We start from the raw sequence: 23,266 nt of genomic DNA, 5'->3' as shown, positions 1-23,266 counted from the left end.
CCTCCCCGTCCCTCCCCCGCCGGTCCGATAAGCGGTGGAAAGCGGGTATCCCGGCTGGGACGATCAAGACATGACGCGCACATTCGACGATCTCGTGGCGGAAGCCGAGTCGGTCTCGGTGGACGGATGGGACTTCTCCTGGCTGGACGGGCGGGCGACGGAGCAGCGTCCGTCGTGGGGCTACCAGCGGATGCTCGGCGAGCGGCTGCGCGGTGTGCGGTCGGTCCTCGACATCCAGACCGGCGGCGGTGAGGTGCTGGCCGGCGCGCTGGCCGGCGCCGGTCCGCTGCCCCCGCTGATGGCCGCCACGGAGTCCTGGCCGCCCAATGTCGAGCGGGCCACCCGGCTGCTCCACCCGCTGGGCGCGGTGGTGGTCGCCGACGCCGACGAACCGCCGCTGCCGTTCGGCGACGGCGCCTTCGAGCTGGTGGTCAGCCGGCATCCGGTGACCGTCTGGTGGGACGAGATCGCCCGGGTGCTGAGACCCGGGGGTACGTACCTCTCCCAGCAGGTGGGGCCGTCCAGCGTGTTCGAGCTGGTCGAGTACTTCCTCGGCCCGCAGCCGGAAGAGGTCCGGCGGGCCCGGCACCCCGACGACGCGGTTGCCGGGGCCGAGGGGGCCGGGCTGGTCGTCACCGATCTGCGCTCGGAGCGGCTGCGTACCGAGTTCCACGACATCGGGGCCGTGGTCTACTTCCTGCGGAAGGTGATCTGGATGGTTCCCGGTTTCACGGTCGGTGCCCATCGGGACCGGCTGCGTGAGCTGCACGAGCGGATCGAGGCCGAAGGTCCGTTCGTGGCGCACACCGCGCGCTTCCTCATCGAGGCCCGCAAGACCGGCTGAAACCCGGCCCGGCGGGCCACCGCGGGTCTCTCCGGCGCAGGCCGGGGGGCTGTTTCGGGGCGTACGCGCCCTGGCGCGCACGCCGTGGCGCACACAGCGTGGCGCAGGTCACTCAATTCCGCGCGTAACGAATCGACTCGGGCGGCCGATGAACCGACAGGTGTCCTCGCGCGGCACCGGAATACCGACCCTGGTGGGGACGTTTCCGGAAGTCCGCGCGATGATGTCCCGCCCGTCCTTTATCTGTTCGCAACGAGAGGCTCCTTGTGTCGCTCAGCCCGTCCCGTACGTTCCCTCCGGAGATCGCCGAATCCGAGGCCCTGGTCGCGCTCGTCGAGCGTGGCCGCGAGCAGGGTCACATCAACGGTGACGACGTGCGCCTGGCCTTCGAGGCCGGCCGCATCCCGGTGGACCAGTGGAAGCGGGTCCTGCGCAGCCTGAACCAGGTCCTGGACGAGGAGGGTGTGGCCCTGCACGTCAGCGCCGCGCCCGCCGCCAAGACGGCCGCGAAGAAGCCCCGCAAGGCCGCGGCGGCTCCGGCCCGCACCACGGTGAAGAAGACCGCCGCCCCGCCGCGCCCGATCGGCGCGCGCAAGACGTCGGTCGCTGCTCCGGCTTCCGCTGCGGCGATATCGGCTCAGCCGACCGCGGCCGCCGCCGGGTCCGTCACCGAGGAGGCCGCTGCCACCGCCTCCGTCGCCGCCGAACCGAAGAAGCGCGCGACGAAGAAGACCACGACCGCGAAGAAGACCACCGCCAAGAAGACGGCGGCGAAGAAGACCGCCAAGGACGCCGACACCGACGAGGCCGTCGACGTCGAGAACGACGAGCTGTTCGAGAACCTCGACGAAGAGACCGAGGAGGAGCCGGCCAAGGGCGCCCAGGGCTTCGTGCTGTCCGACGATGACGACGACGACGCCCCGGCGCAGACGGTCATGGTGGCCGGTGCCACCGCCGACCCGGTCAAGGACTACCTGAAGCTGATCGGCAAGGTGCCCCTGCTCAACGCCGAGCAGGAGGTCGAGCTCGCCAAGCGCATCGAGGCCGGCCTGTTCTCCGAGTACAAGCTCGAAGAGGAGGAGGACCTCAAGCCCGCGTACCGGCGCGAGCTGGAGATCCTGGTCGAGGACGGCCGCCGGGCCAAGAACCACCTGCTGGAGGCCAACCTCCGTCTCGTGGTCTCGCTGGCCAAGCGCTACACCGGCCGCGGCATGCTCTTCCTGGACCTGATCCAGGAGGGCAACGTCGGTCTGATCCGCGCGGTGGAGAAGTTCGACTACACCAAGGGCTTCAAGTTCTCGACCTACGCGACCTGGTGGATCCGGCAGGCGATCACCCGCGCCATGGCCGACCAGTCCCGCACCATCCGCATCCCGGTGCACATGGTCGAGATCATCAACAAGCTCGCCCGTGTACAGCGCCAGATGCTGCAGGACCTCGGCCGTGAGCCCACTCCGGAGGAGCTGGGCAAGGAGCTCGACATGACCCCGGAGAAGGTCATCGAGGTCCAGAAGTACGGCCGTGAGCCGATCTCCCTGCACACCCCGCTGGGTGAGGAGGGCGACAGCGAGTTCGGTGACCTCATCGAGGACTCCGAGGCGGTCGTGCCGGCCGACGCGGTGTCCTTCACCTTCCTCCAGGAGCAGCTCCAGTCGATCCTGGGGACGCTCTCGGAGCGCGAGGCGGGCGTGGTCTCCATGCGCTACGGCCTGAACGACGGCCAGCCGAAGACGCTGGACGAGATCGGCCGGGTCTACGGCGTCACCCGTGAGCGGATCCGCCAGATCGAGTCCAAGACCATGTCGAAGCTGCGCCACCCGTCGCGTTCGCAGGTGCTGCGCGACTACCTCGACTGATCACCGGGCCTCCGGCTCATCGAGGCGAAAGCCCCGCGGGTACTCCCGCGGGGCTTTCCGCCGTTCAGGCTCCGGGAGCGCGCTCAGGCGCGCCGGGCTTCGTCGCGCTGGGCTTCGGCCCGCTTGCGGCGGGCGGCCATCAGCGCGTATACCGGCACTCCCGCGAAGAGGAAGAGCACGCCCTGGTAGACGGCCGCGTAGCCGGATCCCGCCACCAGCCACATCGAGAACCCGAGGGCCAGCACGGCGAGCACGCCGTCCCGGACCAGGCGGCCCCGGTCCACGCGGTCGGTCTGTCCGGCGGCGAGGAAGTGGATCTGTGCGGCGGCGGACAGCAGGTAGGGGACGGTGGCCGTGAAGGTGGTGACCAGGACCAGGACCTCGAAGACGCGCTGTGAGCCGGCCGTGTAGTTGTAGACGGTGAGCGCCGAGGCGAACAGCACCGTGACGATCACGCCCGTGACGGGGACGCCCCGCCGCCGGGTCTCGAAGGCCTTGGGGAAGAGGCCGTCGCGGGCGGCCGCGTACGGGGTCTGCGCGCTGAGCAGGGTCCAGCCGTTGAGCGCGCCGATCATCGAGACCACCGCCGCGACGGCCACCACGGTGCCGCCCCAGGTGCCGCCGAACATGGCGTTGACGGCGTCCGTGAAGGGCGCGGTCGAGCCGGCCAGCCTGTCGTGCGCGACCAGGCCGAAGACGGACAGGGTCCCCAGCAGGTAGACGAGGGTGGCGCCGGCCGTGCCGAGGACGGTGGCCCGGCCGACGTTGCGGCGGGGGTCCTTGACCTCGCCGGCGCTGACCGCCGCCGACTCCACGCCCAGGTAGCTGAACAGCAGGATCGCGGCGGAGGCGGAGACCGCGCCGGTGGCGGTGTGGCCGTCGGCGAGGAAGGGGCCCAGGTTCGCCGGGTCGAAGAAGAAGAGGCCGCCCACGGCCACCAGCAGCAGCGGGGCGAACTTCAGGACGGTGGCCACCACCTGGACGGCGCCGACGTACTTGGTCCCGGCCAGGTTCGCGGCCGCGGGCAGCCACTGCACGGCGAGGGCGGACAGGCACATCGCGAGCTTGTGCTCGCCGATGGCCGGGAAGAGGACCGCGAGGTAGCCGACGGCCGCGACGGCCAGGGCCGCGTTCGACACCCAGGCGGTGACCCAGTAGCTCCAGGCGGAGAGGAAGCCGGCGAAGTCGCCGAACGCCTCGCGGGCGTAGACGTACGGGCCGCCGGTGCGCGGGTGGCGCTCGGCGAGCCGGCCGAAGACCAGCGCGAGGGCGAGGGCGCCGGCGGAGAGGATTCCGAAGGCGACCAGGCTGATCGTCCCGAAGGGGGCGACGGAGGCCGGCAGCATGAAGATGCCGCCGCCGATGATGTTGCCCATGACCAGGCACGTGGCGATGGGGAGCCCGAAACGCGGCGCCTGGCCGGCGGGCTTCGCGGAAGGGGACGGGGCCGGAGCGAGAGCGGAGGGCGACGCCGGGGCTTTGCGGGTGGTGGTGCTCACAGGTGGTGCGCCTCAGGGGTTTCGAGGGTGTCACGGGGCCACGGGCGAACGGGTGTTTCACATCGTGGACGGTCGCCACATCGTGCGGCACCGCGGGAACTGCACCAAATCAGCGTTCTTCGTCCGGCGCGAGGGCGTGAACGATGGGAAAGGTTCCGCCCTGAGGGGCCTCCGGCCGGTGATCCTCCGGGGCCGTCCGCAGCCAGCCGCGCAGTACCCCGTGCACCTGTTCGGCGCCCACCAGGGACGCCGGGGGCGGGGCCAGCACCGTCGGCCACATCAGGAAGGGGTGCGTCTGCTCGCCGCCGAGGCCGCCGTGCGAGCCGATCTGCTCCTCGAAGGCGTGCACCTCGCCGGTGGCCGGGTCGTACATCGAATTGACCATGATGTCGGCGGCGTGCGGGAAGGTGTCGGTACGCCGTACCGCGTCCGCCGCACCCGGCCCGTACGCGGCGAGCAGCGCCTCCGCCGCGCCGGGCTCGTCCAGCGCGGCCTCCGCACCGTCGGGTCCCAGCACCGTTCCGTCGACCAGCAGGAACCCGATGCCGGGGTGGTTGGCCAGGGTGGCCAGCAGGGCCGGGTGGGCCCGGTCGATCTCCTCCCGGGTGGCCCGGCCCGGCAGGTCGGGGAAGGAGACCAGGCCGAGGTTCCCGGAGGCCAGCACCACCGGGTCGGACCCCCGTTCCTCCCGGTCGCGGACGGCCTCCGGTTCCTCCTCCACCGGCCGGTGCAGGGCGGCCCGGACGGCGGCCCGGGCCTCGGCGCCGCTGCGGGTGCGCCCGGCCCGGCGGGACACCGGCAGTCCGCAGCCGGCCCGCACCAGGTCCTTCAGGGACAGCCCGTAGCGGCCGAGGAACGTTTCCCCGGGACTCTGCCCGTGGTCCGACAGGAGCACGATCCCGTAGTCGCGGGGGGCGTGCTCGGCGACCCGGGCGAGCAGTGACAGGCTCCGGTCGAGCCGGGCCAGCACCCGGTCGGTGTCCCGGCCGCGGGGCCCGGAGTGGTGTGCGACCTCGTCGTAGGCGACCAGGTCGGCGTAGACGGCGGTGCGTCCGGCCAGCATGTCGCCGATCACCGCGGCCACCACGACGTCCCGTTCGACCACGGTGGCGAAGGCCCGGACGAAGGGGTACGACCCGCCGCGCGACACCCGCGGGCCGCCGTCCCCGGCCCACCGGGCCCGCAGTGACTGACCGATCTCGCGGAACACCTCGGCGACGAAGGACACGGCGGTGCGGACGGCGTTGGCCGGGTCGGAGAAGTACGCGAAGTAGCCCGCGCGGGACCGGTTGGCCCGGCCGCGCCGGGCGGCGACGGACAGGACGAGGGCGAGCTGGTGGGCGCCGCCGCCGAACAGGTTGCCGCGGCTGGCGCCGTCGGGGGCCAGCAGTCCGGCGTGCCCGGTGCGCTCGGCGGCGCGCCGCTGCAGTTCGGCGGCGCTGGTGGGCCGGTTGCAGACCATCACCGTGCCGCTCTCCTTCTCGTACCAGCGGAAGGCGGGCACGTCGAAGTTGGAGCCGTGCAGCAGGCCGAGCTGGCTGGCGCCGGTCTGGCTGGACCAGTCGGTGCGCCAGGCGGTGAGCTCGTGGCTGTGGTCCAGCCAGCCGGCCACGGTCGGCATCAGCCCGATGGCCGCCGCGTGCCGGAGCACCTCGTACCCGACGCCGTCCAGCTGGAGGAAGACCAGGCCCGGGGCGGGCAGGCCGGAGCCGCCGGGCCGGTCCTGCGGGCCGCGGCGGCGCCGGCGGCGGGCGGCCAGCCGGTAGAGCCGCCTGCGGTACGCCTCGTCGTCGCGGACGGCGAGGGCGGTGGAGGTGGCCGAGGCGACCGCGGACATGACGGCGGCCACCACGACGGCGGTCTCCGGGGCCGCCTCTCCGCGGCCGTCGGGGATCAGGTCGAGGGCGAGCAGCAGCAGCGAGCCGTTGAGGAAGAACACGAGCAGGCCGAGGACCAGGGCCGGCACGAGCAGCAGGGCCCGTACGATCAGCGGCCACACCAGGGCGGTGAGCAGGCCGAAGGCTCCGGCACCCAGGGCCGCGGTCAGCGCGATCTCGGTGAGGCTGTCCCCGCTGCCGGGCTGGTCGGCCTGCAGTCGGAAGTCCGGCAGGACGGCGGCCAGCACCAGCATGGTGAGGGTCGAGACCGCCCAGACCACCAGGACCCGCAGCACCGCGCGGCTCGTGGTCCGCCAACGCCCGTGGAGCACGCCGCACCCGCCTCACGTCCCGGCCCGCACCCCGTCCGCGGGCCCCCTTCCCAGCGTCGCACAGGGCTGCCGGGCGGACCGGCCGACACGGAGGGGGCGGCCGGGGTTCGAACAGGGCGCGAACGGAGCACGGGCGGCGGTCGCCGGCGGCGGGGAGGGGAAGGGGTGGGCGGGTCGGGGAGGGCGGGGCCGGGGGCCCGGGGCACGGGGCGGGGCAGGCGCGTGCCGGACCCGGGCGGCGGGGCTCAGGTGCCGTCGTAGCCCGCGGTGGGCATGGACAGCCGGCGGTGGACCTCGGCCTTCATCGCCGAGGTGTAGGAGGGTTCGTCGAGGCCGGCGGTCTCCAGGCGCACCCCGCGCCGCTCGCACTCGGCGGTGAACTCCTCCACGGACCTCAGGGCCCTGCGCAGCACGCGCTGGTTGGGGGCCACGAACAGGTCGACCCGGCCCTCGTCGACATCGCTCCACAGGGCGCAGTGGTCGGCGCGCATGCCGTAGAAGAGCAGCTGCCTCGTGACGACGTAACCCTGGTCGGCGGCCCAGCGGGCGCACATGGCCTGCTGGCTCCGGGTGTCGACCACGAAGGGGTCTGCGTCCAGTTGTTCGAGCGGGACCAGGCTGGCGATCGCGGCCACCCGCAGCTCATCCATGCCGCCCGACCCTACTCCGATCGGCCCCCCGCGAGGAGGGGGTGATCAGCCACTACGACGTATGTCATACGGGCCGCTCATATGTATTGCCCGTGGTTCGTGGCCACTGCCCCGGGGGTGTCCTCCGTGAGTGTCCTCCGTGAGTGTCCTCCGTGGGTGTCCTCCGTGGGTGTCCTGCGGCGGTGTCCTCCGGCGAGCCTGGCCCGATCCGGAAGACACCCCCTAGGCTCGGTGGGGAGAGTTCCCGTCCGCCGGAGGGAGGGGCCGCGTGCCGGTCGAGATCACCTGGTGGGGTCATGCCACGTGTACGGTCGAGGACTCCGGGGTACGGCTGCTGACCGACCCGCTGTTCGCCGGGCGGCTGGCCCATCTGCGGCGCCGCCGCGGTGCCCTGCCGCCCCCCGAGGCCGCCGAGGCGGACGTCGTCCTCGTGTCCCATCTGCACGCCGACCACATGCACCTCCCCTCGCTCGCCCGGCTCGCACCGGGCACCCGGCTGCTGGTGCCGGACGGGGCGCGCCGGGCGGTGCCGGGTCTGGCCCGGATCGCGGGCCGGCGGGAGCTGGCGGTGACCGAGGTGGTGGCGGGTCAGGAGGTCTCCGTCCGGGACGGCGTGCGCGTACGGGCGGTCAGCGCGCGGCACGACGGACGGCGGCTGCCCTTCGGCCCGCACCGGTCGCCCGCGCTCGGGTACGTCGTCCACGGCGCGGCGGCCACCTACTTCGCCGGGGACACCGGGCTGTTCCCGGCGATGGCGGAGGAGGTGGGCCCGGTGGACGTGGCGCTGCTGCCGGTGGGCGGCTGGGGCCCCTACCTGGGGCCTGGGCACCTGGACGCGGCGCGGGCCGCGGACGCGCTGGCCTCGCTGGCACCGGCCGCGGCGGTGCCGGTGCACTACGGCACGTACTGGCCGATCGGGATGGACGCGGTGCGTCCGCACGAATTCCACGCACCGGGAGAGGAGTTCGTCCGGCACGCGGCGCGGCTGGCGCCGAAGGTGGCGGTACGGCTGCCGGGGCACGGGGAGCGGGTGAGCGTCCCGTGACCGACCGGTGACGATCCTTCAGGAACTCGTGCAGCAGGCACAGCAGGCACCGAACGTGCAGCAGGTGCCGCCGGAGTCCACCCGGCAGGCGGTCGGCTATCCGACGCTGTTCCTGCTGGTGGCCCTCGGGGCGCTGGTCCCGGTGATCCCGACGGGGGCGCTGGTGAGTTCGGCGGCCGTGGTGGCGCTGCACCAGTCGCTGCCCGCGGTCTCGGTGACGCTGGTGTTCGTCGTGGCGGCGCTGGCCGCGTTCGTCGGGGACACGACGCTGTACTGGCTGGGGCAGCGGGGCGTGCGCTCCCGCAACGGTTCGCGCCGCCTGTCCGCACTGCGCGCGCGGGCCACGCCGGAACGGCTGGCGCAGGCGCAACGGCAGCTGGACGAACGCGGGGTGACCGTCCTGGTGCTGTCCCGGCTGGTGCCGGCCGGGCGGATCCCGGTGATGCTGGCCTGCCTGCTGGCGGAACTGCCCCTGCGGCGCTTCGTACGGGGCGACGCTCCGGCGTGCCTGGCCTGGGCGGCGGTGTACGGGCTGATCGGCATCCTGGGCGGGGCGCTGTTCCCGGAGCCCTGGCAGGGGGTGGCGGCGGCGATCGCCCTGACCCTGCTGATCAGCGGCGCGCCGGCGGTCTGGCGCCGGATCCGGCGGTAGGCGGCGGGGCGGGGGCGGCGGCCGGGGCGCGGGGCCGTACGCGCCGGTGGGCCGGTGCGCCCCCGCCCCGGACGCGGCCGAGGCCGGGTGCCCGCCCTTTTCCGCCCGCCGTCCGGGCGCTCTCGGCTCCCCGCGTTCCGTGCCCGTGCGGGCCGCGCGTCAGCCGGAACCCGGCCCGTCCGCGGGGTCGAGGGGCACGGGCGGGGGCAGGGGCAGGGGTGAGGCCGGGGTCGGTGCGCGGCCCCGGTCGAAGGCCGCGGCGAAGGCGGGCCCGCCGAGGGCCGCGCGGGTGCGGTCGGCCGCCCGGTCGACGTCCGTCCGCTCCGCCTCCGGCAGCGGCGTCCCGACCGACTCGCGCAGCGCCGCCGCGGCCCCGAGCAGCCGCGCCGCGTCCTCGTGCCTGCCGCCGGCCGACCGGGCGCCGGCCAGTCCCTCGTACGCCAGGGCCAGCGCCCGCGGGTCACCGGTGCGGCGGGCCGCCGCGAGGCCCTCCCCGTGCAGGGCCTCCGCGCGTTCGGTCTCGCCGCGCTGCTCGGCCACGTACCCCAGCTGTGCGAGGACCAGGGCGGCTCCGGTGTGGACCTGCATCCGCCGGTTCCAGGCCAGCCACGGCCCGAGCAGGGCCTCGGCCGTCTCCAGGTCGCCCCGCCGCCGGGCGCCGAGGGCGAGCCCGATCTCGGCGAACTGCTCGGCCGACCGGTGCGACTGTTCCGCGGCCAGCCGCCGGGCCCGCTCGTGGAACTCGGTGGCCGTCGCGTCGTCGCCGGTGAGCAGGGCGATGCGGCCCTGCCGGGCCAGCCGGAAGGAGGCGTGGGTCCACATCTCCAGCTCCTGCGCCCCGCGCACCCCCTCGCCGTGCAGGCGGGCGGCCGACTCGTAGTCCCCGGCGATCTCGGCGAGCACACCGAGGAGCTCGGACGCCTGCAACCGGCCCCACTGGTCGCCCAGTTCACCGAACAGGCGGGCGCTGTGCCCGGCGTGACGGCGCAGACCCTCCAGGTCACCCCGGTACATCGCCCGGGTGCCGAGCATGCCGACGGCGGCCGCCTCGCCCCAGCGGTCGCCGAGCCGGCGGAACTCCTCCGGGAGCCGGTCCGGGGCGCCGGCGTCCGGGTTCTCGCCGAAGCCGCAGCGGGCGTAGGCGAGCAGCCAGCGGCTCCGCGGACCGGCGTCGTCGTGGGCCTCCGTGAGCCGTACGTCGTCGCCGGTGAGGAGGGTGAACGCGGCGCGGTGGGCCCGCGCGCTCGCCGCTCCTCCGGAGTCCGGTCCGGGGGGCGGCCCGTCGGCGGCGTCCAGCGCCCGGCCGAGGGAGCGCACCGCCTCACCGAGCCGTCCGCGCAGGAACCAGTACCAGGTCAGCGCGTTGGCCAGGCGGAGGCCCTGCTCCGGGGCGCGGCCGGGGCCCGGGCCGGTGACGTGGTCCAGGGCGGCGCGCAGGTTGGGCGTCTCGGCGTCGAGCACGGCCAGCCGGCGCCGCTGGCCGTGCCCGTGCAGCCCGGCGGCGGCGCGTTCGGCGAGCTCGATGTGGTGCCGGGCGTGGCGGTCGCGGGCGGTGCCCGTCTCGCCGGCTTCGTCGAGCCGTTCCAGCCCGTAGGCGACCACCGATTCGAGCATGCGGTACCGGACGTCCCCGCCGGACCCGGCCCCGCCGGACCCGTCCTCGTACGCCGCGACGACCAGGGACCGGTCGACCAGCCGGGCGACCAGCTCCGGCACGCCCTCACCCAGGTCCACGCCGGCACCCGGGTCCACGCCGGCACCCGAGCCCTCGTCCGTGCCCCGGCCCTCCCCGACGCCCGTGCAGACCGATTCGGCGGACTCCAGGGTGAACCCGCCGGAGAACACGGCCAGTCGGCGCAGTACGGCGCGCTCGGCGGCCGGCAGCAGCTCCCAGCTCCAGTCGATCATCGCGCGGAGGGTGCGCTGGCGGGCCGGGGCGTCCCTGCGCACCTGGCTGAGCAGGCGGAACCGGTCGTGGAGCCGGTCGGCGAGCGCGTGCACGCCCAGGGCGCGGACGCGGGACGCGGCGAGTTCCAGGGCGAGCGGGATGCCGTCCAGGCGGCGGCAGATCAGCTCGACGGCCTCGTGGTTGTCGGGGGTGACGGCGAAGCCGGGGGCGGCGGCCGCGGCCCTGGCGGCGAACAGTTCCACCGCCTCGGCGCCGGCCAGCGGAGGCACTCCGTGCAGCATCTCGCCGGACACGGCCAGCGGCTCCTGGCTGGTGGCGAGGACCCGCAGGCCGGGGGCCCGCCGGAGCAGTCGGCCGACGAGCGGTGCGACGGAGTCGAGGACGTGTTCGCAGTTGTCGAGGACGAGCAGCGTACGGCGGACCGCGAGCGCATCCGCGAGCACCTCCGCCAGCATGCCGTCGGCCGCCGCACTGCCGGTCGGGGCGACCGGGGAGCCGCCGGGCGGGCCGCCCCGGGCGCCCGTCCCGGGAGGACCACCGGGACCGCCCTGGCCCGGGCCCTCCTCGCGGATGCCCAGGGCCGCGGCCACCGTCTCCGCGACCTCGCCCTTGGTCCCGGCGAGTTCCACGAGCCAGACCCCGTCCGGGAACGCCGCGCCGTCCAGGAGCCGCCGGCCGGCTTCCAGTGCCAGCCGGGTCTTGCCGACGCCGCCCGGTCCGGTCAGGGTGACGAGCCGGCCCGCGTCGAGGAGGGCGCACACCCCGTCGACGGCCTCCTGCCGCCCCACCAGGGTGCTCACCGGCGCGGGCAGGTTCGTACGGGGCCGGGCGCCCGCCCGTCCCGGTGTCATGCCGGTGTCCTCGGCCGGAGCCGGTGCGCTGCCTCCGCGCGGGGCCGCGGCCGCCCGGCCGAGCACCGGGTCCCGGCGGAGCATCGCCGTGTGGAGCGCGGTGAGTTCGGGCTCCGGGTCCGGCCGAGTTCGTCGGCGTACCGGCGGCGCAGGTCCGCGTACGCGTCCAGCGCCTCGTTCGCCCGGCCCGCCCCGTACAGGGCGCGCATGTGGGCCCCGCGGATCCGGCCGCGCAGCGGATGCGCCGCGACCAGGGCGCTCAACTCGTCCGCGAGAACGGCATGTTCGCCGAGCTCCAGCCGTGCCTCCGCCAAATCCTCGTGGGCGGTGAGCCGTTGCTCTTCCAGGCGGGCCGTCTCCGCCTGGACGAACGCGGCATCGCGCAGGTCGGCGTACGCCTCTCCGCGCCACAGCCCCAGCGCCTCCCGCAGCAGCGCGGCCCGCTCCCGCGGCCCGGCGGCGGCCCGTGCGCGGTCGGTCAGCCCGGCGAAGCGCTCCGCGTCCACGGCCTCAGCGCCGGCACGCAGCACGTATCCCGCCGGTCCGTGGGCGACCAGGGCCCGCCCGCCCTCCTCGGCCGCCGCCAGCACGCGGCGGAGGTGGGAGACCTTGGTCTGCAGGGTGTTGGCGGGATTGCCGGGGAGGTCCTCCCCCCAGAGGTCGTCGACCAGCCGGTCCGCGGCGACCGGGCGCCCGTGGTGCACCAGCAGGGCGGCGAGGAGCGCCCGCACCTTCGCCTCGGGCACCGCGACGGGACGGCCGTCGTCCGTACGCACCGCCACCGGTCCCAGCACCTCGAATCGCATGTGATCACGGTAACCCGCCGTCGTCGCACGCCCGTTCGGGAGCCTGGCTCCGGCTGACCCACGAACCCGCGTGCGTGCACGCACGGATCCCGCGGCCGGACTCACGGACCTCCGTGCGCGGACCGTCGGTAAGCCGTGCGCGGTGCCCCGCATCGTTCTTCTCGTCCGGTTCGGACCACTACGAAAGGCACCGCAGCCATGACCACCTCCCGTGAGATCCGCCTCGCCGCCCGCCCCGTGGGCGAGCCCGGCCCCGAACACTTCGCCCTCTCGACCACCGAGGTCCCCGAGCCCGCCGAGGGGCAGATCCTGGTCCGCAACACCTGGATGTCGGTGGACCCGTACATGCGGGGCCGGATGAACGACGGACCGTCCTACGTCCCGCCGTTCGAGATCGGCGCCGCCCTGGACGGCAGCGCGATCGGCGAAGTGATCGCCTCCCGCGCCGCGGGCGTGCCGGTCGGCGCGACCGTCTCCCACTTCCTCGGCTGGCGCGAGTACGCCGTCCTGGACGCGGCGGCGGCCACCGTCGTGGACACCGCCCTGGCGCCGGCCCGGGCGTACCTCGGCGCACTCGGCGCCACCGGCCTGACCGCGTACGCGGCGCTCACCCGGACCGCCCCGGTCCGCGAGGGCGACGTCGTCTTCGTCTCGGCCGCCGCCGGTGCCGTCGGCAGCGTCGCCGGGCAGCTCGCCCGCCGGCTGGGAGCCTCCCGGGTCATCGGCTCGGCCGGCGGCCCGCAGAAGACCCGCGCGCTGCTCGACGGCTTCGGCTACGACGCGGCGATCGACTACCGGGCCGGCGACCTGCCGGCGCAGCTCGCCCAGGCGGCGCCCGAAGGGATCGACGTCTACCTGGACGCCGTCGGCGGCGACCACCTCCAGGCGGCGATCGGGGCCGTGCGCGGTGGCGGCCGGATCGCCCTGGTCGGGGCCGTCAGCGGGTACAACAGCACCACCCCCGCCCCCGGTCCGGACAACCTGCTCGTGGCCGCCGCCCGGGAGGTCACGCTGCGCGGGATGCTCGTCACCAACCACTTCGACCTGTTCCCCGAGTGGATCGGCAAGGCGGCGGGCTGGCTCGCCGAGGGCACCCTGCGGACCCGGGAGACCGTGGTCGAGGGCATCGAGCAGGCTCCCGAAGCCCTGCTGGGCGTGCTGCGCGGCGCCAACACCGGCAAGATGCTGGTCCGTCTGGGGGGCGAGTGACCGTGAGCGCCCCGACTCCCACCCGTACGCGCGCCCTGCTGGTCGTGGCGCACCCCCGCCCGGACTCCCTCACCGCCGCCCTCGCCGGGCGGGCCCGGGCCCGGCTGGTCGCCGACGGCCACGAGGTCGACGTACTCGACCTGTACGCCGAGGACTTCGACCCGCGGATGACCCCGGCCGACGAGCCGGACTGGGCCGACCCGGGCAAGTCGTACTCGCCCGAGGTCCGGTCCCACATGGCGCGGCTCGATGCCGCCGACACGATCGTCGTGGTCTTCCCGCTCTGGTGGTTCGGGCTGCCGGCCATCCTCAAGGGGTGGATCGACCGGGTCTGGAACCACGGCTTCGCGTACGGCGACGGGGGCGGGGGCGGGGGCGGCAGCAGCCCGTCCCGGCTCGCCGGCAAGCGGCTGCTGTGGCTCGCCGTGGCCGCGTACGGGGAGCGGCAGTTCGCCGCACGGGGCTGGGAGGAGACGGTCTCCCGCCTCCTCCGGACGGGAATCGCCGCCTACTGCGGGATCGAGGACGCCACCGTCGGCTTCGTGTACGACTCGCTCACCGCGGGCGAGACGGCCCTCAAGGCCGGGGAGGAGATCCTGGACGGCTTCGTGCGGGCCGGTGAAAGGCACTGACCGGTAAGGGAGTCGGATCGCCGACGGGGGGTGAGTACGTGTACTCATGCAGGCCGTTCTCACCCCCCGGCACGATGCCTGCATGAGATCGAGATCCCTTCCGAAGCTCTTGCCTGCGGCCCTGCTCGGCTGCCTGCTCCTGTCCGCCTGCGGCACCAAGACCGGCACCGGCACCGGCACCGGCACCGAGCAGGTCTCGGCGGGCAGCGCCGTCTCGGCGTCTCCCACGGCGGCCGCTCCGCAGAGCGGCGACCAGCAGGAGATGCGGTTCCTCGACCTGAGCATGCGCACCCTGAAGATCTGCGCTCCGGACACGCCGCAGCCCAGCGCCACGGGCGAGCCGCCCAAGCCCGGGGAACTGCCCGGATGGGACGGTCCCGGCACACCGGGGTACGGGCCCGGCCGGACTCCGCCGGGTGTTCCGGACGCCAACGGAGACATACGGGTCCCCGTCTCGGAACTTCCGCCGCCGCCGTCCTCGAAGCCGACCCCCTCCCCCCGGCCCGAGCAACTCCAGGAGGTCCCGCTGGATGCCCTTGAGACGTGCGAGGGCCGCGAGCACGCGAAACGCATCGTCGAAGCGTTCGAGAACACGGGGGCGACCGGCCACGACGCGATGCACCGGAAGCTGACGGGCCTCGACTACCCGACGGCACGGATCCACCGGATGCCGGAGCACGCGGGCTCACCCCGGGTACGCATCGATCTTCGTTTCATGGCCGGGTACCTGGGCCTGGAGGTCACCGGCACGGGCACCGGAGTGACCGTCGAACCGTTCGGCATCCCGGACAACGCGGGTGCGGCGGACGAGGACGAGAACCAGCGCGAGTACGTGACCTCGGTGATCCGGAAGGCGACCCCGGACGGCCCCGCCTCCTGACCGGAACGACTCGCCTCACAGCAACGCCGAAGCCCCGATCGGAAGGTCCCACAGGTCCGCCCGGTCCAGGCCGGCCCGCGCCCAGGCCGCCCGTACCCGCAGCAGCGGCTCCAGGACCGGTTCGGCCGAGAGCACGAAGGTGCCCCAGTGCATCGGCGCCATCCGCCGCGCACCGAGATCCTGGCAGGCCCGCACGGCCTCTTCCGGGTCCGCGTGGACGTCCCGCAGCCACCAGCGCGGCGCGTACGCGCCGATCGGCATCAGCGCCAGGTCGATCCCCGGGTGCCGGCGGCCGATCTCCCGGAACCAGTGCCCGTAGCCGGTGTCCCCGGCGAAGTAGACCCTGGTGCCCGTCCCCGCCCGGTCGGTGAGCACCCAGCCGCCCCACAGCGACCGGCAGGTGTCGATGAGGGTGCGCTTGGACCAGTGGTGCGCGGGGACGAAGTCGAAGCGGACGCCGCGCAGTTCCACCGCCTCCCACCAGTCCAGTTCGGTGACCGTGGTGAACCCCCGGCGCCGGCACCAGCGGGCCAGGCCGGCCGGCACGAAGAGCGGGGTGTTCCGGGGGAGCCGCTTGAGCGTGGGCGCGTCCAGGTGGTCGTAGTGGTTGTGGCTGATCAGGACGGCGTCGACCGGCGGCAGGTCCTCCCAGCGGACCCCGACCGGGGTCATCCGGGCCGGGGTCCCGAGGATCCGCCGGGACCAGACCGGGTCGGTCAGGACGGTCAGGCCGCCGATCCGGACCACCCAGCTGGCGTGCCCCGCCCAGGTGACGGCCACCGTGCCGGGGCGGGCCTCCGGCAGCGGGCCCGGCTCGTACGGCAGGTCGGGGATCCCGTGGAGGCCCTCCGGAGCCGGCCTCAGGGCCCCTTCGCGGGCGAGCCGCGCGAACTCCCGCATGCCGGGCAGCGGGGTGGTCAGCCGGTCCGCGAACGACCGCGGCCACATCCGTACCTCGGCGAGGGCCCGGACCACGCCGTGGGCGGGGGCCGTACGGCCCGGGACCGCGGGCCGGCGCGGTCCCCCATCGGCTCCCTCGCCGGCTCCCCCGTCCGGTCCCCCATCGGCTCCGGCGTCGGGTTCGGCGCCCGGTTCGGCGCCCGGTTCGGCAGCGGGCTCCGTGTCGGGGCCGTCAGGGCCCCGGCCACCCGTCGTGCCCGGACGTACCGCCGCACGGCGCAGTGTGTCGGGCCTGTCCGCCTGGTCCGTCATCTGCATGGCTCCGTTCACCGGGTGACTGGACCACCGGGCGCGGCGGTCTCACAGCTGCGCGTCGACCAGGTGCGACGGGTCCGCCAGTTCGGCCAGCACCCCCGTGAGCGTCCCCAGCGCCTGGCGCACGTACGGCAGGGCGAGCGGGTCGCGTGCCGTCAGTGCGGCCAGCCGCTCCTCCTCCGTGGCGCCCAGGAGGGGTGCGGTGGCCAGCCGGAAGCGCGGCGCGCCCAGTTCGTCGGCGAACCGCTGTCCGCCGGGCGCCGAACCGCCCAGACGGGTGCCGAGCCAGTCCTCCAGCTCCATGGCGTCGGTCACGCCGCGCCGGGCCAGCCCCGCGCGCAGCGGGGTCAGGTCGGCGTACAGGTGGCGCCCGGCCTGCGGGGGCCTGGCCAGCGCACCCGCGGCCAGCAGCCGCCGGTGCGCCTCGGCGGCCACCGCGCCGTGCAGGGCGGCCTCGGCCCGGGCCCGTACGGCCACCGCCTCCGGCTCGTCCAGGGCGTGGGCCGCGGCCGCGGCGACCGGTCCGGCCGTCACGGCCCCGGTCGCGGTGAGCACGTCCAGGGTGCGGGCCCGCAGCAGGGCGCCCCGCGGGCCGGCGGGGAACCGGGCCACGGCCGCCGGCCAGCGGGCCGGCAGCAGCGACCCGGCCAGGTCGACCAGCACCACGACCTGCCCGGGGACCATCTCCGCCGGGCTGACCAGCAGGGTCTCCTGCGGCCGGTGCAGGGTGTCCCGCCAGGTCTCGTCGCTGACCACGAGCAGGCCCTCGGACTGCGCCGCCTCGCACGCCTCGTGCAGCAGTTCGGGCGGGGCCACCGTGCCGGTGGGGTCGTCGGCCGTGCTGAGCAGCAGCAGCCGGGGATCGCCACCCTCGGCCCGGGCCCGCCGTACGGTCTCCAGCAGTGCCCACGGATCCGGTACGCCGCCGCACTCGGCGGGGGTCGGCACGTGGTGGGCGCGGTGCCCGAGCAGCCGCACCTGCGGGGTCCACCAGGCGGGGGAGGGGCGGGGCAGCAGCACGTCGCCGCCGGCCGCGGCGAGCAGGGCGAGCAGCAGCGCGGGCGCGCCGGGCCCGGCGGCGATCTCGTCCGGGGCGCTGGGCAGGCCGCGGCGTTCCCAGTAGCGGCAGGCGGCCTCCCGGACCGCCGGACCGCCGCCGGGGGGCTCGGCCGGGGCGGTGCCGGCGGCCGCGGCCAGTACGGCCCGCAGTTCGGGGAGGACGGGCAGTCCCGGCTCGGGCGCGGGCGGACCGTAACGGACGGGCCCGCGGCCTTCCGGTGCCGTGCGCTGCATCCCCTCCACCGCCTCCGCCTCCTCACCCTCCGGCATGCCCGGCTTTGCCTTGACTTGCCCTTTATAAGGCCAACCGCCCTACGGCGCCCTCCCGACCATTCCGAGCAGCCGGGTCTGGGCGTCCGCTCCGGGCGGGACCTCGACCGGGGCGGCGAAGAGTCCGCTGGCCGCCAGCCCGTCCGCGTACGGCATGACTTCCTTGATCGCGAACTCGACGAGGTCGTCCGGCAGCCGGTCGTCCGCGCCGATGCCCCGGCAGAGGTCCCAGGTGTGCACCACGCAGTCGGCGGTCAGCTCCGAGCAGTACGCCGACCCGAGCGCGGGCCCGTAGGACAGCTTGACGGTCCGGTCCAGCGACCCCGGCGCGGCGAACGCGGCCCGCGCGGCGGCCGCGGCCCGGTCCCAGGCGCCCACCGGGTCGGCGCCGAGCAGGTCCCCGGAGAGCTCGTCCCCCACGTCCGCGACGGTGCGGCCCTCGGTGACGAGCGGAGGTGTCCAGAGCTGCTCCCCGGTGACGTGGTTGACCAGGTCCCGCACGCTCCACTCGGTGCACGGCGTGGGCGCGTCCCACTGGTCCTCGCGGATCGCGTGCACCCGCTCGCCGAACAGGTCCAGGGCCTTGGCGTGCCACTGGAGCAACGAGTCCGTCCGGCCGTCTCCCATGGAACCCACCGTCCTCTCCGTCTCCTGCACCCGCTCCCGCGGCACCCGCCCCTTGCGGCCCACTCTCCTCGCCTCCCCCAAACCCTGCCAGCGACACCCGCGATCCCCTTGCCCCACAAGAACTCTGTCCACATCTCAATACACGTATCTCACATTCCGACAAGATCCTCTACGGTGGTCTCAGGCCGCAGACCTCAGGTCGCAAGCCTTCGACGAAGACGAAGAGGAGTGACGCGATGAACCACGCAGACAGCCAGGGCGCACCCGCCCGCGAGACCGCCGTCTACACGCACGGGCACCATGACTCGGTGCTGCGTTCGCACCGCTGGCGCACCGCACGGAACTCCGCCGCCTACCTGATCGGCGAGCTGCGGCCGGGCATGTCCGTCCTGGACGTCGGCTGCGGCCCCGGCACGATCACCGCGGACCTGGCCGAACTGGTCGCCCCCGGCCGGGTGGTGGCGGTGGACGCCGCCGGGAGCGTGGTCGAGCAGGCGGAGGCGTACGCGGCGGAGCGCGGGATCGACGGCATCGAGTTCGGTGTGGCGGACGTGCACGCGCTGGACTTCCCGGACGACACCTTCGACGTGGTGCACGCCCACCAGGTGCTGCAGCACGTGGGCGACCCGGTGCGGGCGCTGCGGGAGATGCGCCGGGTGTGCCGGCCGGGCGGCATCGTGGCGGTCCGGGACGCGGACTACGCGGCGATGACCTGGTACCCGGCGCAGCCCGGGCTGGACGACTGGCTGGACCTGTACGAGCGGGTCGCCCGGTCCAACGGGGGCGAGCCGGACGCGGGCCGGCGGCTGAAGGCCTGGGCGCGGGAAGCCGGCTTCGAGGACGTCCGCTCCTCGGCCGACACGTGGTGCTACGCCACTCCGGACGAGATCGCCTGGTGGTCGGAGCTGTGGGCGGACCGTACGACGGCCTCGTCGTACGCGGCCGTCGCGGTGGACGGCGGCCACGCCACGCCCGGGCAGCTGGAAGCGGCGGCTGCAGCGTGGCGCGCCTGGGGCGCCCACCCCGACGCCTGGTTCTCGGTCCTGAACGGCGAGGTCCTGGCCCGCGCCTGACCCGGAACCGGGCGCCGGCCCCGGCCGTGCATCAGCGCAGGCCGTTGACCCGCAGCGGAAGGCCGGGGCACTGCCGGCCCGCCTCCCGGAGTTCGGCCTTCAGCAGCTCCCTGAGCTCGTCGACGGGCTTGCTCGCTCCGAGCAGGGCGAGGAAGTCCTTCAGGGACCAGTCGATGAGCGCACCCTGCCGGGAGAGGTAGAGGCCGACGCCGGTGATGCCGAAGGCGTCCGGGTAGTCGAGCAGGGTGTAGCCGGCGAGCTGGTGGATCTCCTCCCGGCCGATCCGGCGGGGGTAGAGGGTGGCCTTGCAGTCCAGCAGGAGCCCGTCGAGGACGAAGTCGCCGTCCGCGCCGCCGAGGTCCGCCGCGCCCTCGGGGACGGGAGCGCAGGTGATCGCCTCGGGCGGCAGCTGCCGGAAGCGTTCGAAGAGGGGCCGGGCCAGGCGCATCTGGGCTGCGGCGTCCTCCACGGCATAGCCGGGCACGCGGGCCAGCAGGCCGTCCAGGGTGACCTCCTGGCGCAGTCCGGCGAACATGCTCGTGGCCTCGACGCCGCCTTCCCGGTAGACGCGTTCGAACTGGGCCGCGACGTAGCAGAGGCGGGTCAGTTCGTCCTCCTCCGTCCCGTCGGGGTGACGGAGGCAGGCGGCGATGCGCTCCAGGAGTTCCCGGCCGGCCACGCCGAGGCTCTTGCGGGCCGCCCCGCGCGGGGCGGCCCCGAGCAGCAACTCGTTCTCGTCCTGCACCAACAGCACACCGCCCGTCACCGCCCCGCCGAGCGGGGAACCCAGCGACAGCCGCAGCCGGTAGTCGATCACGTGCCCGAGGCAGGGCCAGTTCGGCGAGCGGACGTCCAGCGGCTGCACGGCCTGGGGCAGACCGGCGACACGGCGCAGGTAGTCGTCCCGGACGGCCTGCGCTCCGGGCAGGTGGCGGGCCATGAAGCGGGAGACGGGTGCGCCCGGGTAGGCGAGCTGCCTGGTCAGCGGCAGGGCGATCAGCCCGGCGTTCAGCGTGCCGCTCCGGTCGGCGAGGGCGGCGAGCTGCTGCTCGTGCCGGTCCAGCCACGACAGTCCCGCCATGTCCAGGGTGTCGCCGGCCCGGGTGACCGCCACGTAGGCCAGCCGGGCTTCGTCGAGGCGGATCGGCTGCGGTACGTCGTGCTGGTCCGGCACCGGCGGGTGGAAGCCGGGCCCGATCCGCACCCGCGCCCACTCCCGGCCCTTGGCCTTGTGCACGGTGGAGACGATCACCCTGCCCTCCCCCCTGGGGGCGAGCCGGTCCACGGCTCGGATGATCGCTTCCGGCCCGTAGGTGTCCACCAGCTTCACCAGGGTGCGCAGATCGGCCGCCGCACGGTCGTGCTCGACGTACTCCTGCACCTCCTCCCAGGTCCTGAACAGGAACAACTCGGCGTGCGAGGTGCCCCTGCCCTCCTGCAGCTGCTGCGCGGCCCGGGCGACACGGCGCAGGGCCTCGCCCCCGCCGCACAGCTCCACCGGCACTCCGCGCTGCTGGTGGGAGACGATCTCCGCGACCGCGTCGTTGTTGCCGCGGACCAGCACCGCGTCCGCCTCCGGAAGCTGCGCCAGGCGCGAGGCCTTCGCCTCGAACCCGGCCAGGCGCATGTCCGAACCGGCGTGCTCCAGCCAGCGGTTGGCCTGCTCCGCGACGGCCGGGCCGAACCGGAAGGACTGGGTCAGCCGCAACTGCGCCGCGGGGAACCCGGACATGACGTCCTTGGCGAACCGCCATGCGTAGATCTGCTGGGCGGGGTCGCCGACGCACACCCGCTGCGCCTGCTGGTCGAGGAAGATTTCCTCCAGGACGGGGTTGGTGTCCTGCGCCTCGTCGAGCAGCACGAACTCTCCCGGCAGCACCGGCCGGGTCAGCGCCCACATCTTCAGGTAGTGGTCGTGCTCGAACCGCAGGCTGCCCTGCGGTGACCGGATGTCCTCCCACGCCCTGCGGGCGTAGGGGTGCAGCACCGCCGCCAGATGGTCCTGTTCGTCGGGAGCCAGTCCGTTGACCGGTTCGAGATGACGGCCCATGACCGACTCGGCCGTGGAGTAGCAGAAGCGCCGGACCATGCCCATCACCAGCCGGGCCTGATGGTTGATCTTGATGATGCGGCCGTTGACGACCAGGTCGCGGCGCAGGCCCAGGCGGCGGGCGGTCTCGGCCGGGGGCAGGTGCGCGGACTTCCGGATGCGGTCGGCGTACCGGCGCCCGACGGCCCGGTAGGCGAACGAATGGGCGGTACGGCACTCCACGTTGGGGCCGAACACGCTCTTCGCGTGATCGGCGATCTCCCGGTTGAAGGAGACGTACACCCCGCGCCGCCTCCCGGCGGCGGACCCCATCAGCACCAGGGTCGAGGTCTTCCCCGTACCGGCCCCGGCAACCAGCGCGAGGTCCGCGCCGGTGCCGAACGCGTCGCAGGCGGCTTGCTGTTCGTCCGTCGGCTTGAAGGCCACAGCGTGTCCTCTCCGGGCATCGCGGCTCCGTCGACCACTCCACAGAGCGTGGACGCATGATCCACCCACGGTCAACTCCGCCGGGAGAAGTTGACTACGGACGGAACCCGCTGCTATCCGGCAGTGACCGGCAGGAGGCCCGGGCGCCGGGCCGTGCGCTCCTCGCCGGACGAGCGGCCGCGCAGCCGCCGCCCCAGCCAGGGACCGAGGAAGGCGGCGGCCCAGCGCGCCTCGGCCGCGGCCGCCCGCAGGCCGGCGGGCGCGGGAACGGGCGGCGGGGGCAGCGGGCGCGTCCAGGCGTCGCTGCTGCCGGGCAGGCCGAGCGCGTCGGCCAGGGCGTCCGCGATCCGCTGGTGTCCGAGCGGGCTCGCGTGCAGCCGGTCGGGGCTCCACAGCCGGGGGTCGGTGACGGCCGGGTACGGGGCCGTGTCGGCCACGACGGTGCCGTGCCGCTCCGCCGCCTGCCGGATGCGCCCGTTCAGGGCGTGCACGCGGCCGGCCAGCGGGCGGGCCAGCGGGACCAGTCGCGTCATGTCCGGGAAGGTCGCGGTGACGACCCGGGCGCCCTGCCCGGTGAGCGCGGCGAACATCGCCTCCAGATGACCGGCGACCTCGTCGGCGTCGAAGGAGGGACGGAGCACGTCGTTGACCCCGGCGACGACGGTGACCAGGTCGGGCCGGAGGGCGAGCGCGGCGTCGAGCTGGCCCGTACGGACCTGCCCGGCGAGCCGCCCCCGCACGGCGAGGTTGGCGTACCTCAGGCCGGGGCTGTGCACCGCGAGCCGCTCGGCGAACCGGTCGGCGAAGCCCCGCAGCCCGACGGTGTCGTCCCCGTCCCCCAGCCCCTCCGTCTGGCTGTCGCCCAGGGCGACGTACCGCAGGTACCGCTGCTGCCGCTCAGTCTCCGGCACGGGCCGACCGCCTCTCCTTCAGGACCGCGGCGACCCGCTCGCACCACTCCTGGTTGCCCCGTTCGAAGGCGAGGCCGCGCAGACAGGTCAGGTAGGGGCCGACGCGTTCGCCGCGGCGCAGGAACTCGTCCTCGTCGAGCCCGCCGCGGAACTTCCGCAGCAGGCCGTCGAAGAGTTCGGCCTTGGCACGGGCGAAGGCGGCCCGTTCCTCCAGCCGGTCGACGACCGCTCCGGGGTCGATGAGATCGGATGCCTGGACCATGACGGCCAGATCGTCCCGGAGGACCGACGGCTTGGCGGACTTCGCGGCGAACTGCTCCAGCTCGGCGGTCCCGGCATCCGTCACACGGAACATCCGCTTGTTGGGGCGGGTGTCCTGGACCACCTCCCGCCCGGCCACCAGCCCGTCCGCCTCCAGCTTGGCCAGCTCGGCGTAGAGCTGCTGGGGCAGGGCGTGCCAGAAGTTGGCCACGCCCAGGTCGAAGGACTTGGCCAGCTGGTAGCCGCTGAGCTCCTCGTCGAGCAGTGCCGCGAGCACGGCATGCCGCAGGGCCATGGAAGGGCCTCCGTTCCGTCTGCTCCCTCCATCATAC

Annotated in this window: 17 protein-coding genes and 1 pseudogene; 8 read left to right on the top strand and 10 right to left on the bottom strand. The window is 74.6% G+C overall.

The window, feature by feature from the left end:
• Nucleotides 1–70: 70 nt before the first annotated feature.
• Together AB0O36_RS01915 and AB0O36_RS01910 are read left to right on the top strand one after the other, a co-directional pair.
• Complete coding sequence (locus AB0O36_RS01915; RefSeq protein WP_365102650.1) at nt 71–844, top strand: class I SAM-dependent methyltransferase; 774 nt, start codon at nt 71–73, stop codon at nt 842–844.
• A 266-nt stretch (nt 845–1,110) separates the two neighbouring features.
• On the top strand, nt 1,111–2,700 hold the full coding sequence (locus AB0O36_RS01910) for an RNA polymerase sigma factor (protein WP_365102648.1): 1,590 nt from the start codon (nt 1,111–1,113) through the stop codon (nt 2,698–2,700).
• 83 nt (nt 2,701–2,783) lie between these two features.
• Here AB0O36_RS01910 and AB0O36_RS01905 read toward each other — a convergent pair whose 3' ends face one another.
• From AB0O36_RS01905 to AB0O36_RS01895, 3 genes are all read right to left on the bottom strand, one after another.
• Nucleotides 2,784–4,199 carry an amino acid permease gene (locus AB0O36_RS01905; RefSeq protein ID WP_365102645.1) on the bottom strand — a complete coding sequence of 472 codons (1,416 nt, stop codon included), beginning with the start codon at nt 4,197–4,199 and terminating at the stop codon, nt 2,784–2,786.
• A gap of 109 nt (nt 4,200–4,308) precedes the next feature.
• The gene (locus AB0O36_RS01900; protein WP_365102642.1) at nt 4,309–6,408 is read right to left on the bottom strand and encodes a phage holin family protein; all 2,100 of its coding nucleotides are present in this window, start codon (nt 6,406–6,408) and stop codon (nt 4,309–4,311) included.
• Between the two features lie 245 nt (nt 6,409–6,653).
• Nucleotides 6,654–7,058, bottom strand: coding sequence for a hypothetical protein (locus AB0O36_RS01895; RefSeq protein ID WP_365102640.1), 405 nt, complete (start codon nt 7,056–7,058; stop codon nt 6,654–6,656).
• Nucleotides 7,059–7,326: 268 nt separating this feature from the next.
• Between AB0O36_RS01895 and AB0O36_RS01890 the strand changes: the two genes are divergently transcribed.
• Together AB0O36_RS01890 and AB0O36_RS01885 are read left to right on the top strand one after the other, a co-directional pair.
• Nucleotides 7,327–8,103 (top strand): MBL fold metallo-hydrolase, encoded by a 777-nt coding sequence (locus AB0O36_RS01890; RefSeq protein ID WP_365102638.1) that lies wholly within the window; start codon nt 7,327–7,329, stop codon nt 8,101–8,103.
• Nucleotides 8,104–8,110: 7 nt separating this feature from the next.
• A complete protein-coding gene (locus AB0O36_RS01885) occupies nt 8,111–8,755 on the top strand; it encodes a VTT domain-containing protein (protein ID WP_365102636.1) in 645 nt (214 codons plus the stop codon).
• A gap of 159 nt (nt 8,756–8,914) precedes the next feature.
• Here AB0O36_RS01885 and AB0O36_RS01880 read toward each other — a convergent pair.
• A pseudogene (locus tag AB0O36_RS01880) lies at nt 8,915–12,321 on the bottom strand (BTAD domain-containing putative transcriptional regulator).
• Between the two features lie 198 nt (nt 12,322–12,519).
• Between AB0O36_RS01880 and AB0O36_RS01875 the strand changes: the two are divergent.
• From AB0O36_RS01875 to AB0O36_RS01865, 3 genes are all read left to right on the top strand, one after another.
• Nucleotides 12,520–13,530, top strand: coding sequence for an NADP-dependent oxidoreductase (locus tag AB0O36_RS01875; RefSeq protein WP_365102633.1), 1,011 nt, complete (start codon nt 12,520–12,522; stop codon nt 13,528–13,530).
• A gap of 2 nt (nt 13,531–13,532) precedes the next feature.
• Entirely contained in the window at nt 13,533–14,162 is a 630-nt protein-coding gene (locus AB0O36_RS01870; protein WP_365102631.1) for an NAD(P)H oxidoreductase, read from the top strand.
• 82 nt (nt 14,163–14,244) lie between these two features.
• Nucleotides 14,245–15,042 carry a hypothetical protein gene (locus tag AB0O36_RS01865; RefSeq protein ID WP_365102628.1) on the top strand — a complete coding sequence of 266 codons (798 nt, stop codon included), beginning with the start codon at nt 14,245–14,247 and terminating at the stop codon, nt 15,040–15,042.
• 15 nt (nt 15,043–15,057) lie between these two features.
• Here the strand turns inward: AB0O36_RS01865 and AB0O36_RS01860 are convergent, their stop codons facing one another.
• The 3 genes from AB0O36_RS01860 to AB0O36_RS01850 all read right to left on the bottom strand — a co-directional run bounded on the left by AB0O36_RS01860 (nt 15,058) and on the right by AB0O36_RS01850 (nt 18,213).
• On the bottom strand, nt 15,058–16,254 hold the full coding sequence (locus AB0O36_RS01860) for an MBL fold metallo-hydrolase (protein WP_365102625.1): 1,197 nt from the start codon (nt 16,252–16,254) through the stop codon (nt 15,058–15,060).
• 48 nt (nt 16,255–16,302) lie between these two features.
• Nucleotides 16,303–17,550, bottom strand: coding sequence for an aminotransferase class I/II-fold pyridoxal phosphate-dependent enzyme (locus tag AB0O36_RS01855; protein ID WP_365103256.1), 1,248 nt, complete (start codon nt 17,548–17,550; stop codon nt 16,303–16,305).
• 78 nt (nt 17,551–17,628) lie between these two features.
• On the bottom strand, nt 17,629–18,213 hold the full coding sequence (locus AB0O36_RS01850) for a TIGR03086 family metal-binding protein (RefSeq protein ID WP_365103253.1): 585 nt from the start codon (nt 18,211–18,213) through the stop codon (nt 17,629–17,631).
• A gap of 236 nt (nt 18,214–18,449) precedes the next feature.
• Between AB0O36_RS01850 and AB0O36_RS01845 the strand changes: the two genes are divergently transcribed.
• Complete coding sequence (locus AB0O36_RS01845) at nt 18,450–19,286, top strand: methyltransferase domain-containing protein (RefSeq protein ID WP_365102623.1); 837 nt, start codon at nt 18,450–18,452, stop codon at nt 19,284–19,286.
• Nucleotides 19,287–19,317: 31 nt separating this feature from the next.
• Here AB0O36_RS01845 and AB0O36_RS01840 read toward each other — a convergent pair whose 3' ends face one another.
• The 3 genes from AB0O36_RS01840 to AB0O36_RS01830 all read right to left on the bottom strand — a co-directional run bounded on the left by AB0O36_RS01840 (nt 19,318) and on the right by AB0O36_RS01830 (nt 23,229).
• Nucleotides 19,318–21,762, bottom strand: coding sequence for a UvrD-helicase domain-containing protein (locus AB0O36_RS01840; RefSeq protein ID WP_365102620.1), 2,445 nt, complete (start codon nt 21,760–21,762; stop codon nt 19,318–19,320).
• Nucleotides 21,763–21,875: 113 nt separating this feature from the next.
• Nucleotides 21,876–22,673 carry an SGNH/GDSL hydrolase family protein gene (locus tag AB0O36_RS01835; RefSeq protein WP_365102617.1) on the bottom strand — a complete coding sequence of 266 codons (798 nt, stop codon included), beginning with the start codon at nt 22,671–22,673 and terminating at the stop codon, nt 21,876–21,878.
• Nucleotides 22,660–23,229: a PadR family transcriptional regulator gene (locus AB0O36_RS01830; protein WP_365102614.1), complete on the bottom strand. Its 570-nt coding sequence runs from the start codon at nt 23,227–23,229 to the stop codon at nt 22,660–22,662. Before AB0O36_RS01830 ends, AB0O36_RS01835 begins: the two co-directional genes overlap by 14 nt.
• Nucleotides 23,230–23,266: the final 37 nt, after the last annotated feature.

The organism is Streptomyces sp. NPDC089799 (genome assembly GCF_040684755.1).
In the GTDB taxonomy this organism is placed as follows: domain Bacteria; phylum Actinomycetota; class Actinomycetes; order Streptomycetales; family Streptomycetaceae; genus Streptomyces.
The sequence above is the reverse complement of the archived record's forward strand: the minus strand, read 5'-3'. Positions and strand labels throughout refer to the sequence as shown.